Here is a 12,533-nt window from a genome sequence, read left to right as displayed (position 1 = left end):
AACGGTCAGTAGGCGTACGCCTCGTCGATCCGGAACGACGCGGCCTGGAGCCGCTCCGCCAGTTCCGGCCCGACCAGCTCGAGAACCTGCAGCTCCGCGGCCTGGCCGGGCCGCAGGTTCGCGGCGGTGCCGACGTCGCTGGTGATGATCTCGCCCTTGTCCGACAGCGCGACGATCGTGATGTCGAACGAGCGGGTGAGGTCGCCGGTGTTGAGCACCTGCAGCGGCAGGGTCGTCGCCGGCAGGCCCGAGGGGTCGGTGAAGACGCGCAGGTCGCCGATCGTGACCGCGAGCCCCGGGATGACCTCGCGCGACTGGCCCATCTCGGCCAGGTCGCGGGCCTCGGTGCTGGAGCGGGCGACGTCGGTGTCCCGGACGGCCGGCGGCTCGGCCGCGGTGCGGGCGATGCCGGTGTTCTCGGTCGCGACGTTGCGGGAGTAGGCAGCCGCACCGACGGTGACGCCGGTGGCGACCGCGAGCAGGAGCGTGACGCCGACCGTCATCCGGGTGGCGCGGCGCGCGCGGGAACGGCGCTGCGGCCCCTGGGCGGGGGTCGGGGTCTGCCGGTACGGGGACCGGTGGTGCGGGCGGGTCATGCAGATCCTTCGCGGGGCCCACGAGGGCAGCCCTGGGGCGTGTGGTCCCAGGGTCCTCGTGTGATGGGTGTGACCACCGCAGGATCACTCGAGGCAGGGGAAAGGTTCGCCCAAAGCCGAGTAGTTTTCGACCGGATTGCCCGAATTGTTGCCCAGGCCGGGCGCTCAGGCCGGGGTGCTCACCGTGCTGCCGAGCCGGACCGGGACCGACGCCCAGCCGTGCAGCAGCCGCGTCGGACGCCGCTGGGCGGGCCCGTCGGCCCGGAGGTCGGGGAACCGCTCGAAGAGCATCCGCAGGCCGATCTCGCCCTCCATGCGCGCCAGCGCGGCACCCAGGCAGTAGTGCGGGCCGGCCGAGAACGAGAGGTGGTCCTTGGCGTTCGCGCGGGTGACGTCGAAGGTGTGCGGGTTCGCGAAGACCTCCGGGTCCCGGTTCGCCCCGGCGAGCATCAGGGCGATCAGGACGTTCTGCCGGATCGGGATGCCGGCCACCGTCGTGTCCCGGACCGCGTGGCGGGCGGTGTTCTGGACGGGGGAGTCGAAGCGCAGGACCTCCTCGACCGCGTTGCGCCACAGCGACGGGTCGGACCGGAGGATCTCCCGCTGCTCGGGGTGCTCGAACATCAGCACCGCGCCGTTGCCGATCAGGTTCACCGTCGTCTCGAAGCCCGCGGCGAGCACCAGGCCGGCGAGCGCGATCAACTCGGCGTCGGTGAGTTCGCTGTCGTCGGACTCGCCGGCGAGGACGACGCGGCTGAGCAGGTCGTCGCCGGGGTTGCGGCGCAGCTCGGCGCAGTGCTGACGCAGCCAGGCGTTCAGGGAGCGCAGGGCCTGCTCGGAGCGCCGGAACTGCTTGAACCCGACGCCGATGTCGATGCTGGAGGCGAGGTCGTCGCCCCAGCGCAGGAACGTGTCCTGCATCGAGACCGGGACGCCGAGGATCTTGGCGATGATCTGCACCGGCAGGGCGTGCGCGTAGGAGTGGACGAGGTCGGCGCGCCCGCCGCCGGGGTGCTCGCGCTCCAGGCGGTCGAGCAGGGCGCCCGCGACGTTCTCGATGTCCGTCCCGAGCGCGTCGACCGCGCGGGCCGTGAACGCCCGGCTGACCAGCTTGCGCAGGCGCATGTGGTCGACGCCGTTGATCACCAGCAGCGACGGCGGCTCGACCGGGCCCGGGTTCTGCTCGTCGAGCGCCCAGCGGCCGGCGGCGGCGATCGGGCGGGGCAGGGCCTCCAGGGGGAGCCCGGCGGCGAAGTCGTCGCTCTTGAGGATGTCGGTGATCACGCCGTGCCGGGCGGTGACCATCGCGAACGCGCCCATCGTGACCGGGCCCCGCGCACGCATCTCGTCGTAGATCGGGTGCGGGTCGATGTCGCTGCCGCCGAGCACCAGACGGCCGTGCGGGTCGCCGCTGCGGGCACCCTTCTTGATCGCCACCTGCGCCAGACCGTGGCGCACTCCCCACCGGACAGCGGACTTCACAACCATTTCCGGGCCTCCCCGGGCGCCAGACTTACACCGTAAGTCCGACCAGGGTCGCATTTCGGGCGAACGGCGTCAACGGCTTCCGCGCAGGTGGGTCACCGCGTCGATGAGCAGGTCGAGGCCGAAGTCGAAGTCGGTCTCGTCGACGGTCACGTCCACCCCGAGCGCGGCGATGCGTGGGTAGCGCGCGAGCACCGCCGGGTCGGGGGCCGTCGCCGGGAGCGACTCGACGGCCCGGGCCCGGTGGGCGGCCGTCGTCGTCGCGCCGATCGCGTAGGCGACGAACGCCCGGACCACGCGCAGCGCGTCCCGGCCGGTGAAGCCGGCCTGCTCGGCCATCTCGAGGGCGTACTCGAGCGGCTCGAGGCCGACCAGCGAGGACGGGGCGCGCGCCATCATCAGCTCGACGCACCGCGGGTACCGCTCGACGACGTCGCGGAAGGCGCGCACCATCTCGCGGGCGCGAGCCTCCCAGTCGAGGCCGGGGTCGGTCGGCAGGACGATCTGGCCGCGGACGAACTCACCGACGGCGTCGAGCAGCGCGGCCTTGTTCGGCACGTGGTTGTACAGCGACATCGCGGCGACGCCGAGCTCGGCGGAGATGCGGCGCATCGAGGCCGCGGCCTCCCCGTCGCTCTCGATCAACCGGACCGCGGTGGCGACGATGACGTCCCGGGAGAGCCGGCCGCGTTCGTTCTCGGCTGCGCTCGTCACGGACCGAGTATGTCGCGCCGGAAAATTCCGGACACGACGGCCGCCGTGTCAGGGTGGCGGGACATTCGAGCAACGGAGCTCACGGAGGCGACATGACCGGACGACGCGACATCGAGTTCAACGCCGAGGGGGTCACGCTGCGCGGCTGGTTCTACGCCGCGACCGACAACCCCGGCCCGACGGTGGTGATGGCCCACGGCTTCTCGGCCGTCAAGGAGATGTATCTCGACGCGTTCGCGGAGGTCTTCGCGGCCGCGGGCCTGAACGCGCTGGTGTTCGACAACCGCAACTACGGCGCCAGCGACGGTGAACCGCGCTGCGAGACCGACCCGTGGCAGCAGGTCCGCGACTACCGGCACGCCATCACCTACGCCGGCACGTTGCCCGAGGTGGACGCGAACCGCGTCGGCGTCTGGGGCTCGAGCTACTCGGGCGGGCACGTGCTCGTGCTCGGGGCCATCGACCGGCGCATCAAGGCCGTCGTGTCGCAGGTGCCGCTGGCCAGTGGGTCCGCCAACATCGGCGAGCTCGTCCGGGCCGACCTGCGCGCCGGCTTCCGGGCGATGTTCGACGCCGACCGCGCGGCGCGGTTCGCCGGCGAGCCGCCCGCCATGGTGCCGGTCGTCGCCGAGGACCCGATGGCACCCTCCGCGCTCCCGACCGCGGACTCGTGGGCGTGGTTCACCGAGACGGCCGCCAAGCGCGCCCCGTCCTGGCGCAACGAGGTCACCCTGCGGACCGTCGAGATGCTGGGGGAGTACGAGCCGATCAGCTACGTGGCCCGGATCAGCCCGACGCCGCTGCTGATGCTGGTCGCCCGCGAGGACCATCTGACGCCGGCTCACCTCGCGCTGGACGCCTACGCCCAGGCGAAGGAGCCGAAGAAGCTCGTGCTGTTGCCGGGCGGGCACTTCGACGCCTACGTCGACGGGTTCGAGCAGGCCTCGGCCCCGGCCCGCGACTGGTTCCTCGAGCACCTGTAGGACGCAGCGAGGCCCCCGGTCGAACTCGACCGGGGGCCTCGTGCTGTCTGCGCTGCCGTTGGTCAGCGACGCGGCTCGTCGTAGACGCGACGCTCCTCGACGACGCCACCCGCGCGGCGGCGCGGCGCGAAGAGCATCAGCTCCAGCAGGACACCGACGACACCGGCGACCATCAGGATGTAACCGACGGCGGTCAGGTCCACGTCCGAAATGTTGTCCTGGACGGCGAAGGCCAGGACCGCGCCGATGGCTGCCAGGAAAACGCCAACCCCGATACCCATGCGGGGCTCCTCTCGATCAGGCCGCTCGGAAGCGGCGAACAGGTCTGTGTGGGACGAACGGTCGGATCGGCCGCTCAGTAGCGCGGACGGTCCTCGTACACACGACGCTCCTCGACGACCGGCGCCGCGGCGGTGTCGACGTACGCGCGGCGGCGCGGAGCGAAGATCACGAGGTCGAGCAGGACGCTGACCGCGCCGGCGATCATCAGGATCCAGCCGACGGCGTACAGGTCGACGTTCCGGACGGTGTCCTCGACGGCGAACGCCAGGACGGCTCCGATCGCGGCGAGGAAGATGCCAACGCCGATACCCATGCTGTGCCCCCTTGCCCTCGGGCCGCCCGGGCGTGGGCGGCGTGCTCGGATGGGCTGCCCGGGGCGGGAGTGGGCAAACGCTGCTGTGCCGCGGGTTACGCGCGCTGGGCGTTGACTTTCTTGGCCATTTCGGTCGGATTCGGGATCTCCACGACCACCCGTGAGTACGGGCGTCCGTGCAGGTCGATCACGAGGACCTCGGGCCCGCGGCGGACGCACCAGAGCTGGCGCTTGTCGCCCAGGCCGTAGGAGCCGGCCTGGATGCGCCCCGGCCAGTGCGTGCCGGGCAGGCGGAGCCAGGAGCACTCCTTCTTCGCCTGCGCCAACGGCAGGACGGACACGGCGGCGATGCGCTCCTGAGGGATCGTCAGACCCTTCGACAGGGTCCACCATCGGTCACGACCCAGGAACTGCACTCGAACTTCGGACGCGCTGACCTCGACATTCACCGGCACAGCGCGATCTTACGGTCAGCGGTTCGGGATCCGGGGGTCGTCGTAGTACCAGGTGTCGGACCCCACAGCGCCGTCGGCGCCCGCGACGCCCTCGACGTAGGGCTGTTCGACGACCACCGTCTCCGGGGCCGACTCGATCACGCGGACGGACTCGACCGGGGCGTCCTCGACGACGACCGTCCGAGGGACGCGGCGCCGCAGCACCGTCGGCCGCGCGACTCCGCGCCGCCGCGGCCCGAAGTAGTTCATCTCGACCAGCAGGTAGGCCACGCCGGCGAGCATGACGATCCACCCGACCACCGAGACGTCGATCGCCCCGCCGGAGGAGTTCACCGCGAAGGCGAGCACCGCTCCGAACGCGATCACCGCAATGCCGGCACCGAGGTTCATGCCGGCCCCCTTCCGTTCCCGGCCGCTCGGGTGTGAGCGGCGTCCACGAAGGGCCTGCCCGAGGTGCCGGGGCGAAAACTCAAGATCGTTTCGGCGCTCCCTGTGACCCCCGTCGCCCCCACTGGAGATGACATCTCCACCGGGAAGGGGCGCCTGCACTGGAGATGTCATCTCCAGTGCAGGCGGGGCGGGTCAGTCGCGGGGGAACTTGACCCCGGTCTCGGCGTGGCAGTCGTACCCGTGGGGGACCTTTGCCAGGTACTGCTGGTGGTAGTCCTCGGCGAAGTAGAACGGCCCCGCGGGGGCGATCTCGGTGGTGATCTCGCCCAGACCGGCCCGGGTCAGGGCGCCCTGGTAGGTCGCCGCGGATTCCTGGGCGGTCTTCGCCTGCTCCTCGGTGGTCGTGTAGATCGCCGAGCGGTACTGGGTCCCGATGTCGTTGCCCTGGCGGTTCGGAGTCGTCGGGTCGTGGATCTCCCAGAACTTCACGAGCAGGTCGGCGTAGGAGATCTTCGCCGGGTCGAAGACGACCAGCACGGCCTCGGTGTGGCCGGTGCGCGCGGTGCAGGTCTCTTCGTACGTCGGGTTCGGGGTGAACCCGCCGGTGTAGCCGACGGCCGTCACCCAGACGCCGTCGGTCTGCCAGAACTTGCGCTCGGCGCCCCAGAAGCAGCCCAGACCGAAGATCGCGACCTCGAACCCGTCCGGGTACGGACCCTCGAGCGGGTTCCCGTTGACGGCGTGCCGCTCCGGCACCGCGTACGGACGCTCGGGCCGGCCGGGGAGCGCCTCCTCCGGGGTGACCATGACCTGCTTGGCGCCGCGTCCGAACAACATGCTGACCTCCCTGTGGGTCGGAATCGCTCCGACGCCTGGGACAACTCTGCCCGGTCGAGCGCTGTTCCGCTCCCTACGGTTACGTGGGGCTTACGGCGGGCTAGCGTGGCGGCATGTCTGAGGAGAGCACCCACGGTTTCGCCACCCGCGCCATCCACGCCGGTCAGGAGCCCGACGCGGCCACCGGAGCGGTGGTGCCCCCGATCTACGCGGTCTCGACGTTCAAGCAGGACGGCGTCGGTGGGCTGCGCGGCGGCTACGAGTACAGCCGCAGCGCGAACCCGACCCGGACCGCGCTGGAGGAGTGCCTGGCCTCGATCGAGCGGGGCGTCCGTGGGCTGGCGTTCGCGTCCGGACTCGCGGCCACCGACACGCTGCTGCGCACCGTGTGCGCGCCCGGCGACCACGTGATCATCCCCGGCGACGCGTACGGCGGGACGTACCGCCTGTTCGCGCGGGTGCACGCCAAGTGGGGGCTGGAGTACACGCCGGTCCCGCTCGGCGACCTCGACGCCGTCCGGGCCGCGATCCGCCCGACGACCAAGCTGATCTGGTGCGAGACCCCGACCAACCCGCTGCTCGGGATCGCCGACATCGCGGCGCTCGCGGAGATCGCGCACGGCGCCGGCGCGAAGCTGGCCGTCGACAACACCTTCGCCTCGCCCTACCTGCAGACGCCGCTCGAGCTCGGCGCGGACATCGTCATGCACTCGACGACGAAGTACCTCGGCGGGCACTCGGACGTGGTCGGCGGCGCGCTCGTCGTCTCCGACGCGGCTCTCGGGGATGAGCTGGCCTACCACCAGAACGCGATCGGCGGCGTCGCCGGACCGTTCGACTCCTGGCTGGTGCTGCGCGGCATCAAGACCCTCGCGGTGCGGATGGAGAAGCACTGCTCCAACGCCGCGGCCGTCGTCGACCTGCTCACGAGCCACCGCAACGTCACGCACGTCTTCTACCCGGGGCTGCCCGACCACCCCGGCCACGACGTGGCGGCCAAGCAGATGCGCGGTTTCGGCGGGATGGTCTCGTTCCGGGTCGTCGGCGGGGAGTCCGACGCCCTCGCGGTCTGCGAGCGGGCGAAGCTGTTCACGCTCGGGGAGTCGCTCGGCGGCGTCGAGTCACTGATCGAGCACCCGGGGCGGATGACCCACGCGTCCGTGGCCGGGTCTGAACTTGAGGTGCCGTCAGATCTGGTGCGACTTTCCGTCGGCATCGAGGACGTCGACGACCTCCTCGCCGACCTGCGGCGTGCTCTCGGCTGAGTCCACCGGCCTGGACCGGTGCACGGTCTCGGGCATCCGCAGCGCCATCGCGAAGCCGATCATCAGCACCAGGGCCGTCGAGGTGAACGCCGTCCCGTAACCGACGTGCTCCGCGAGGGCGCCGGCGGCGAGCGGGCCGACGACCGCGCCGAGGTCGCTCGCCATGCCGAAGGTGGAGACGACCGTGCCGCCTCGGCCCTGGACGACGTCGCCGACGACGGCCGACGGCCCCACCGAGAGCATCGACGCCGCCGCGCCGATGACCGCCATGCCGATCAGGTACATCGGCAGGTTGGGGGCGAACGCGAGGGTCAGGGCGCCCGTCGCGCCCAGGCCCGTGCCGCCGAGCAGCATCGGGCGCCGGCCGACGGTGTCGGCGAGCTTGCCGGTCTTCTGCAGCAGGACGACGTCGACGACCGCTCCGACGAGCAGGCCGATACCGACCCAGAGCGGGCCGCGGTGCAGGGCCTCGACGACGAACAGCGGCACCAGGGAGCTGCGGATGCCGAAGATCGCCCACCCGGTGCCGGCGTTGACCGTGAGCGCGGCCTGGTAGGCCTTGTCGCGCAGCGCCGTCCGCAGCGTCGTGACCGGGACGGCCGTCGTCGACGCCGCCTCGGCGGCGCGCTCCGAGCGGTGCAGGAAGACCATCGCGATGGTGCCGGCGAGAGCGAGCGTCCCGGCGTAGATGAAGAACGGCAGGCGCAGCGAGATCCCGCCGAGAATGCCGCCGAACACCGGACCCGTCAGGCCGCCGAGCAGGAAGCCGCCGTAGAACTTGCTGCTCGCCTGGCCGCGCATGCGGGGCGCGACCGACCGGAGCAGCAGGCTCTGCGCGGAGACGCTGAACATCACCGAGCCCACGCCGCCGGCCGCCCGGAGCGAGAGCATCTGCCCGTAGTTCTGCGCCAGGCCGGTGAGCAGGCTGGAGACGGCGACGATGCCGATGCCCGTCGCCATGATCACGCGCTCGCCGAAGCGGTTGACCAGCGCGCCGCCGGCGGGGGAGAAGCACAGCCGCATGAACGCGAAGGCGCTGATGACGAGCCCGGCGGCGGTCTCCCCGACCCCGAACTCGCGGGCGAAGATCGGGATGACCGGCGCGACGATGCCGAACCCGAGGGCGACGGAGAACGCGACGGCCGCCAGGACCCAGACCTCGCGGGGCATCTCGGAGGCGGCGAACCTCCGCTGGATCAGTGAGCGCATCGCGGGGTCATGCTCGCACGGAGCACGCCGGGGCTCGGGAGGGCAGGCACCTCGGGGCAACTCCGAGCCCCCGCCGGTTTCTTCCCGGGCGCACGCCCCGCGCCCGGGACCTAGACTTGACCGTTCTGCCCGCGCGGGCGGAACGGTTCGACGAAGGGGTGGCGTGACGACGGAACGCGCGGTCGCCGAGGCTGAGGTCGCCAAGGAGCAGGCCTACGTCTCGATGCTCTACGACCGGCTCGACGAGGTCCGTGCCGACGCCGCCGAGCGCCGGCGTTCGGTCGAGCGCAAGGCGGGCAACACACCCCAGGCCGCGGTCGAGCGCGACGCCTTCAACGCCCTGCACGCCCAGCGGCTCGCGGCGCTCGACGCCGCGGCGCGCGGCCTGTGCTTCGGCCGTCTCGATCTCACCGACGGCCCGACCCGCTACGTCGGCCGCGTGGGGCTGCAGCACCGGGACGGCGCGATCGAGGAGCCCCTGCTCCTGGACTGGCGCGCCCCCGCCGCCCAGCCGTTCTACCTCGCGACCGCGGTCGAGCCCGCGGGCGTCGGCCGCCGGCGCCGGATCGCGACGTCGGGGCGGACGGTGACCAGCGTCTCCGACGAGATCTTCGACGCGGACGCCGCGTCCCGTTGGACGGGGGAACTCGTCGGCGAGGCGGCGCTGCTGTCCGCGCTCTCGGCCGCGCGGACCGGCCGGATGGGTGACGTCGTCGAGACCATCCAGGCCGAGCAGGACCGGATCATCCGGGCCGAGCGGCAGGGCGTCCTCGTCGTCGCCGGTGGGCCGGGGACGGGCAAGACCGCCGTCGCGCTGCACCGCGCGGCGTACCTGCTCTACGCGCACCGCGACGTGCTCGCCCGCCGCGTCGTGCTGGTGATCGGCCCGAGCCCGACGTTCTGCGACTACATCGGCCAGGTGCTGCCCAGCCTCGGCGAGACGGACGTGCTGCTGCGCAGCATCGGCGGCCTGATCCCCGACCTCGAGCCGAACCTCACCGAGACGCCCGAGGTCGCCGAGCTCAAGGGCCGGCTCGTGATGGCCGAGGTCGTCGCCGCCGCGCTGCGGGCCCGGCAGGAGCCGCCGGCCGACGGGCTGCGGGTCCGGCACGCGGGCTACGAGCTGCGCGTCGACGCACGGGCCTGCCGGCGCATCGCCGACTCGGCCCGCCGCAGCGGGCGCCTGCACAACGAGGCCCGGCCGAACGTGCAGCGTCGCCTGGTCGACGCGTTCGCCAAGCACTACGTCGCCCAGGTCGGCGGGGACCCGCGCGGCGGGCGCAACCTCCTCGACGAGCACGACCAGGCCGATCTGCGGTCCGAGCTCGCGGACGAGCCGGCGATCCTCGCCGCGGTCGAGTCGGTCTGGCCGTGGCTGACGCCGGAGGACCTGATCGGTGGCCTGTTCGCCGACCCGGACCGGATCGCCGCGGCCGCGCCGATGCTGACCGACGCCGAGCGGGCACTCCTGGTCCGCCGCCGGGGGCTGGGCTGGAGCGACGCCGACGTCCCGCTGCTCGACGAGGCCGCCGAGCTGCTCGGCAATCTGCCCGACCACGCCGCCGAGGCCCGGGCCCGCGCCCTGGAGGCCGAGCGCCGCGAGCTCGAGGAGTACGCCGAGGGCGTGCTCGCGATCGCCCAGGGCTCCCGCTCGACGGACATCGAGGACGAGGCCGACTCCGACGAGGCCGCCGAGGTCCTGTCGGTGTTCGACGTCGTCTCCGGTCGCGGGCTCGCCGGCCGCATGGAGGAGATCGACGACCGCACTCCCGTCGAGCGCGCCGCCGCCGACCGGACCTGGGTCTACGGCCACGTCATCGTCGACGAGGCGCAGGAGCTCACCGCGATGGCGTGGCGGGCGCTGATGCGCCGCATCCCGACGCGGTCGATGACGATCGTCGGCGACCTGTTCCAGAGCTCGTCACCCGGTGGCGCGCTGTCCTGGGGCGACGTGCTGGGCCCGTACGTCCGTGACGGCAACTGGCGCGTCGCGGAGCTGACGGTGAACTACCGCGCGCCGTCCGAGGTGATGGCGATCGCCGGCCGCGTCCTCGCCGAGATCGACCCCGACGCGACCCCGCCCCGCTCGGTCCGCACCGTCGGCGAGCTGCCGTGGAAGGAGGCCGTCGACCCGGCCGACCTCGGCACCCGCCTGCGCAAGGCCGTCGACGCCGCCCTCGCCGGCGGTGACGGCAACGTCGCCGTCCTCGTCGCCGCCGGCGCCGAGGCCGAGGCCTGGGCCGCACTCGAAGACGTCGAGGGGCTCGCCACCGTCGGCCCCCACGGCCCGGACCTCCGCGCACGCGTCGTCGTCCTGACGGTGGGTCAGTCCAAGGGCCTGGAGTTCGACACCGTGATCGTCGTCGAGCCGGCGGCGATCGTCGAGGCCTCCGCCCGCGGCCGCAGCGACCTCTACGTCGCCCTCACCCGCGCGACCACCCACCTCGGCGTCCTCCACACCCGGGATCTCCCGGCCTCCCTCGCCGCCCCCGACGGCTGGGCTTAGCGGCCGCCCCGCATCCACAAGGGGTGACTGTGAAAGTCGCCTCTGCAGCCTGAGCCGTTTGTGGTGGGCTGTGGCTATGGCTTCGGGCGTGACTCCAGGGGTGACTGAACCGCCCCGGCAAGTCCGGAGAGTCCTTTCGTTGGAAGGATCTCTCTCATGGCGCGTCCCTCGAAGTATCCGCGTGAGTTGCGTGAGCGCGCGGTCCGCATGGTGTCCGAGTCCAAGTCCGAGTACGGCAGCGAGTACGAGGCGATCCGCTCGATCGCCGGCAAGCTCGGCATCGCTTCGCCGGAGTCGCTGCGTAAGTGGGTGCGGCAGGCCGAAGTCGACGGTGGCGTGCGGCCGGGCAAGACCAGCGACGAGATCGCCGAGATCCGCGAGCTGAAGAAGGAAGTCGCCGAGCTGCGCCGGGCGAACGAGATCCTCAAGAGCGCGTCGGCTTTCTTTGCGGCGGAGCTCGACCGCCCCTTCCGGTCCTGATCGACTACGTCCGCCTGCACAAGGACGAGTTCGGGGTCGAGCCGATCTGTCGCGTGCTCACCGAGCACGGGATCAAGATCGCCCCGAGCACCTACTACGAGGCGGTGTCTCGCCAGCCCTCGCGCCGGGACCTGCGCGATGCGCAGATCGTCGAGCTGATCGTGGCCGAGCGGGCTCGCCAGAAGTTGTTCGTCAACTTCGGTCCGCGCAAGATGTGGCTGCACCTGCGCGGCCAGGGCCACGACGTCGCGCGCTGCACCGTTGAGCGGCTGTATGCCCAACAGGGCTGGGCCGGGGCGTTGCGGGCCAAGAAGATCCGCACCACGATCGCGGGCGACAACGATCGGCGGCCCGCCGATCTGGTCGAGCGCGACTTCACCGCGTTCGCGCCGAACCAGCTCTGGGTCGCCGACTTCACCTACGTGGCGACCTGGTCCGGCACGGTCTACGTCGCCTTCATCTTCGACGTGTTCTCCCGGATGATCGTCGGCTGGCGTGCCGCCACCAGGATGACCACCGAACTCGTGCTCGACACCCTCGAGCACGCCCTCTGGACCCGCCGCCAGCGAGGCGTCACCGACCTGGCCGGCCTCGTGCACCACACCGATGCCGGCAGTCAGTACACCTCGTTCGCCTTCACCCACCGGCTCATCGAGGCCGGCGTGGATTCCTCGGTCGGTTCGGTGGGCGACGCCTATGACAACGCGCTCGCCGAGTCCCAGATCGGGCTCTACAAGACCGAACTGATCCGTCCCCAAGGCCCCTGGCGCGATGTCGAGCACGTCGAGCACGAGACCTTGAACTGGGTCGACTGGTTCAACAACGAGCGCCTCCACGAATCGATCGACGACATGACACCGCGAGCCGTGGAAGAGTTTCATTACGCTGCACGAAGCCAGCTCATGCCAACCGGCTGAGCCAAGAAACCGGGCCTCCGGACACTCCGGGGCGGTTCAGACCGACCTCGTGTCTTGGGGTGACTTGTCCGCCCAGGCCTTAGGCCCCGGTCCGACGGAGT

13 protein-coding genes and 1 other annotated feature are annotated in these 12,533 nt (G+C 71.8%); of the genes, 4 read left to right on the top strand and 9 right to left on the bottom strand.

The window, feature by feature from the left end; translation table 11 throughout:
* Window positions 1-5 precede the first annotated feature (5 nt).
* The 3 genes from ABD401_RS23185 to ABD401_RS23175 form a co-directional block, all read right to left on the bottom strand.
* Window positions 6-596: a hypothetical protein gene (locus ABD401_RS23185; RefSeq protein ID WP_344609250.1), complete on the bottom strand. Its 591-nt coding sequence runs from the start codon at window positions 594-596 to the stop codon at window positions 6-8.
* A 165-nt stretch (window positions 597-761) separates the two neighbouring features.
* Window positions 762-2,084 carry a cytochrome P450 gene (locus tag ABD401_RS23180; RefSeq protein WP_344609248.1) on the bottom strand — a complete coding sequence of 441 codons (1,323 nt, stop codon included), beginning with the start codon at window positions 2,082-2,084 and terminating at the stop codon, window positions 762-764.
* A gap of 69 nt (window positions 2,085-2,153) precedes the next feature.
* Entirely contained in the window at window positions 2,154-2,795 is a 642-nt protein-coding gene (locus tag ABD401_RS23175) for a TetR/AcrR family transcriptional regulator C-terminal domain-containing protein (RefSeq protein WP_344609246.1), read from the bottom strand.
* Between the two features lie 92 nt (window positions 2,796-2,887).
* Between ABD401_RS23175 and ABD401_RS23170 the strand changes: the two genes are divergently transcribed.
* Window positions 2,888-3,778 (top strand): alpha/beta hydrolase, encoded by an 891-nt coding sequence (locus tag ABD401_RS23170; RefSeq protein WP_344609244.1) that lies wholly within the window; start codon window positions 2,888-2,890, stop codon window positions 3,776-3,778.
* A 62-nt stretch (window positions 3,779-3,840) separates the two neighbouring features.
* Here ABD401_RS23170 and ABD401_RS23165 read toward each other — a convergent pair whose 3' ends face one another.
* From ABD401_RS23165 to msrA, 5 genes are all read right to left on the bottom strand, one after another.
* On the bottom strand, window positions 3,841-4,059 hold the full coding sequence (locus tag ABD401_RS23165) for a DUF6458 family protein (RefSeq protein ID WP_344609243.1): 219 nt from the start codon (window positions 4,057-4,059) through the stop codon (window positions 3,841-3,843).
* Window positions 4,060-4,133: 74 nt separating this feature from the next.
* Window positions 4,134-4,373 carry a DUF6458 family protein gene (locus ABD401_RS23160; RefSeq protein ID WP_344609241.1) on the bottom strand — a complete coding sequence of 80 codons (240 nt, stop codon included), beginning with the start codon at window positions 4,371-4,373 and terminating at the stop codon, window positions 4,134-4,136.
* 95 nt (window positions 4,374-4,468) lie between these two features.
* Window positions 4,469-4,828, bottom strand: a complete 360-nt coding sequence (locus tag ABD401_RS23155; protein WP_344609239.1) for a hypothetical protein — start codon at window positions 4,826-4,828, stop codon at window positions 4,469-4,471.
* Between the two features lie 15 nt (window positions 4,829-4,843).
* A complete protein-coding gene (locus ABD401_RS23150) occupies window positions 4,844-5,218 on the bottom strand; it encodes a DUF6458 family protein (RefSeq protein ID WP_344609237.1) in 375 nt (124 codons plus the stop codon).
* A gap of 192 nt (window positions 5,219-5,410) precedes the next feature.
* Complete coding sequence (msrA, locus tag ABD401_RS23145; RefSeq protein WP_344609235.1) at window positions 5,411-6,055, bottom strand: peptide-methionine (S)-S-oxide reductase MsrA; 645 nt, start codon at window positions 6,053-6,055, stop codon at window positions 5,411-5,413.
* A 113-nt stretch (window positions 6,056-6,168) separates the two neighbouring features.
* On the opposite strand from msrA, the gene ABD401_RS23140 reads away from it, so the two are divergent.
* Window positions 6,169-7,320: a cystathionine gamma-synthase gene (locus ABD401_RS23140; protein WP_344609233.1), complete on the top strand. Its 1,152-nt coding sequence runs from the start codon at window positions 6,169-6,171 to the stop codon at window positions 7,318-7,320.
* On the opposite strand, the gene ABD401_RS23135 is transcribed toward ABD401_RS23140, so the two are convergent.
* Window positions 7,243-8,529, bottom strand: a complete 1,287-nt coding sequence (locus ABD401_RS23135; protein ID WP_344609231.1) for an MFS transporter — start codon at window positions 8,527-8,529, stop codon at window positions 7,243-7,245. The genes ABD401_RS23140 and ABD401_RS23135 overlap by 78 nt on opposite strands.
* Before the next feature lie 223 nt (window positions 8,530-8,752).
* Between ABD401_RS23135 and ABD401_RS23130 the strand changes: the two genes are divergently transcribed.
* Window positions 8,753-11,035: a HelD family protein gene (locus ABD401_RS23130; RefSeq protein ID WP_344609356.1), complete on the top strand. Its 2,283-nt coding sequence runs from the start codon at window positions 8,753-8,755 to the stop codon at window positions 11,033-11,035.
* A gap of 156 nt (window positions 11,036-11,191) precedes the next feature.
* Window positions 11,192-12,432, top strand: a protein-coding gene (locus tag ABD401_RS23125) for an IS3 family transposase (protein WP_425566237.1) whose coding sequence is annotated in 2 segments (ribosomal slippage) — window positions 11,192-11,474 and window positions 11,474-12,432 — 1,242 coding nt in all. Because the reading frame shifts where the segments join, the coding sequence is not laid out codon by codon here.
* Window positions 11,473-11,601, top strand: a sequence feature (AL1L pseudoknot). (Overlaps the previous gene by 129 nt.)
* Window positions 12,433-12,533 lie beyond the last annotated feature (101 nt).

The organism is Sporichthya brevicatena, assembly GCF_039525035.1.
In the GTDB taxonomy this organism is placed as follows: Bacteria; Actinomycetota; Actinomycetes; order Sporichthyales; family Sporichthyaceae; genus Sporichthya; species Sporichthya brevicatena.
The sequence above is the reverse complement of the archived record's forward strand: the minus strand, read 5'-3'. Positions and strand labels throughout refer to the sequence as shown.

What these genes read in the sequence shown, in the direction of transcription:
- ABD401_RS23185 (WP_344609250.1), bottom strand. Translation starts at nt 596, where the DNA reads ATGACCCGCCCGCACCACCGGTCCCCGTACCGGCAGACCCCGACCCCC.
- ABD401_RS23180 (WP_344609248.1), bottom strand. Translation starts at nt 2,084, where the DNA reads ATGGTTGTGAAGTCCGCTGTCCGGTGGGGAGTGCGCCACGGTCTGGCG.
- ABD401_RS23170 (WP_344609244.1), top strand. Translation starts at nt 2,888, where the DNA reads ATGACCGGACGACGCGACATCGAGTTCAACGCCGAGGGGGTCACGCTG.
- ABD401_RS23165 (WP_344609243.1), bottom strand. Translation starts at nt 4,059, where the DNA reads ATGGGTATCGGGGTTGGCGTTTTCCTGGCAGCCATCGGCGCGGTCCTG.
- ABD401_RS23160 (WP_344609241.1), bottom strand. Translation starts at nt 4,373, where the DNA reads ATGGGTATCGGCGTTGGCATCTTCCTCGCCGCGATCGGAGCCGTCCTG.
- ABD401_RS23150 (WP_344609237.1), bottom strand. Translation starts at nt 5,218, where the DNA reads ATGAACCTCGGTGCCGGCATTGCGGTGATCGCGTTCGGAGCGGTGCTC.
- msrA (WP_344609235.1), bottom strand. Translation starts at nt 6,055, where the DNA reads ATGTTGTTCGGACGCGGCGCCAAGCAGGTCATGGTCACCCCGGAGGAG.
- ABD401_RS23140 (WP_344609233.1), top strand. Translation starts at nt 6,169, where the DNA reads ATGTCTGAGGAGAGCACCCACGGTTTCGCCACCCGCGCCATCCACGCC.
- ABD401_RS23135 (WP_344609231.1), bottom strand. Translation starts at nt 8,529, where the DNA reads ATGCGCTCACTGATCCAGCGGAGGTTCGCCGCCTCCGAGATGCCCCGC.
- ABD401_RS23130 (WP_344609356.1), top strand. Translation starts at nt 8,753, where the DNA reads ATGCTCTACGACCGGCTCGACGAGGTCCGTGCCGACGCCGCCGAGCGC.